Source organism: Halorhodospira neutriphila, from assembly GCF_016584055.1.
Taxonomy (GTDB): domain Bacteria; phylum Pseudomonadota; class Gammaproteobacteria; order Nitrococcales; family Halorhodospiraceae; genus Halorhodospira; species Halorhodospira neutriphila.
On the sequence record NZ_NRSH01000215.1, the window covers coordinates 1 to 1,954 of the forward strand.

The 1,954-nt window shown below is 78.8% G+C and carries 2 protein-coding genes; both read left to right on the forward strand.

Annotated elements, in window-relative coordinates:
* Nucleotides 1-1,441 (forward strand): electron transport complex subunit RsxC (rsxC, locus tag CKO13_RS11890; RefSeq protein ID WP_200261306.1); only part of this gene is annotated, 1,441 nt, incomplete at its 5' end.
* Between the two features lie 2 nt (nucleotides 1,442-1,443).
* Nucleotides 1,444-1,954, forward strand: a 511-nt coding sequence (locus CKO13_RS11895; protein WP_200261308.1) for an RnfABCDGE type electron transport complex subunit D, incomplete at its 3' end; no start/stop codon positions are given.

Below are 1,954 nucleotides of genomic sequence, written 5' to 3' on the forward strand. Positions count from 1 at the left end.
CAAGCCGCTGAGCCGCGGCGAGCCCCGCGGGGCCGTCCCGCTCCCCGGCGAGCTGGTCCTGCCGCTGACCGACCACGCCGGCAACGAGCAGGCGGCCGCGGTCGCCGCCGGGGCGCAGGTGCGCCGCGGCACCCCGCTGACGCACCCCAGCGGGGCGGGAGTACCGCTGCACGCCCCCACCTCGGGCCGCGTCAAGGCCCTCGAGCGCCGGCCCGCCGCCCACCCGGCGGGCGGGCGCCTGCCGTGCCTGATCCTCGAGGCCGACGGCGCCGACACGCCCGAGGCCCCCCTGGCGCCGATGCCTGCGCCGCTGGCGCAGCCGGCCGAGGCGCTGCTCGAGCGCATCCGCGAGGCCGGCGTCCGCGGCATGGGCGGGGCGACCTTCCCGACCTCGCTGAAGCTCGCCGACGGCCGGGATCACGGCGTCGATACGCTGGTGGTCAACGCCGTCGAGTGCGACACCTACCTGACCTGCGACGAGGCGCTGCTGCGCGAGCGCACCGACGAGGTGCTCTCCGGGGCGCGGATCGCCGCCGCGGCCTGCGGCGCCTCGCGGATCCTCGTGGCGCTCAAGGCCGGCACCGCGGAGGCGGCCGCCGCCGTGCGGGCGGCCATCGCCGGCAGCGGCGCCGAGGGCGTCGAGATCGTCGAGGTCCCGCCGCGCTACCCGGCCGGCAACGAGCGCCACCTCGTCTACCCGGCCACCGGCCGGACGGTGCCCGCCGGCGGCCGGCCGTCCATCGTCGGCGTGGTCTGCCAGAACGTCAGCACCCTCGCCGCCGTCCACCGCGCCGTCGTCCACGGCGAGCCCGTCGTCGAGCGGCTGGTGACCGTCACCGGCGGGGCGGCCTCCGCCCCCGGCAACTACGCGGTGCGCATCGGCACCCCCCTCGCTGCCCTCGCCGGCGCCGACGCCGCCGCGGCCACGCGCACCCTCGTCGGCGGCGGCGTCATGAACACCCCGGTGAGCAGCCTGCAGATCCCGGTCACCCACGGCACCAGCGGGCTCGTCCTCGAGTCCGAGGCGGAGGCGCCGCTGCCAGAGCAGCCGTGCATCCGCTGCGGGGTCTGCGCCGAGGTCTGCCCCGAGGGGCTGCGCCCCTACGAGATCCTCGCCCGGGTCCGGGCCGGGATCGGGGTCGGCGAGGCGGCGCCGGCGGTGGACCTCGACCCCATGCGCTGCAGCGGCTGCTCGAGCTGCGAGCTGATCTGCCCCAGCTCCGCGCCGCTGACCGGGGTCCTCGGCCACGCCCGCGACGCCGCCCGGGCCCAGATGCGCGAGCGCGAGCGCGCCGAGCGCGCCCGGCAGCGCTACGAGGCCAAGCAGGCGCGTGAGGAGCGCCGCCGCCGCGAGCGGGAGGCGGCCCGCCAGCGCAAGCGCCAGGCCCTGCGCACCGAGTCCGCCGGGCAGGACCGCCGCCCAGAGACGCCGGAGGGCTAGGCTTGGCGGCGGCGCCGACGACGCCCCGGATCATGGGGCAGGTCCTCATTGCGCTCATCCCGGCCGCCGGGGTCCTCCTCTGGCTGTTCGGCATCGGCGTGGCGCTCAACCTCGCCGCCGCCACGGCCACCGCAGCCGCCGCCGAGGCCGCCGCGGTGCGCCTGCGCGGCCGCTCCATCCGCGCCGCCCTCGGCGACGGCAGCACCCTCGTCGCCGCGGCGATCATCGCCCTGGCCCTGCCGCCGCTGCTGCCGTGGTGGATCCCCGCCACCGCCGCCGGGATCGCCGCGCTGCTCGGCAAGCACGCCTACGGCGGGCTCGGGCAGAACGCCTTCAACCCGGCGATGGTCGGCTACGTCGCCGTGCTCCTCGCCTTCCCGCAGGCCATGGGGCTGTGGCCGGCGCCGGGGCTGGGCGGCGCCGTGGCGGCGCCGGAGGCGGTGGCGTACTTCCTGGGCGGGGCGCAGCCGCCGATGGCCGACGCCCTCACCTACGCCACGCCGCTGGACCGGC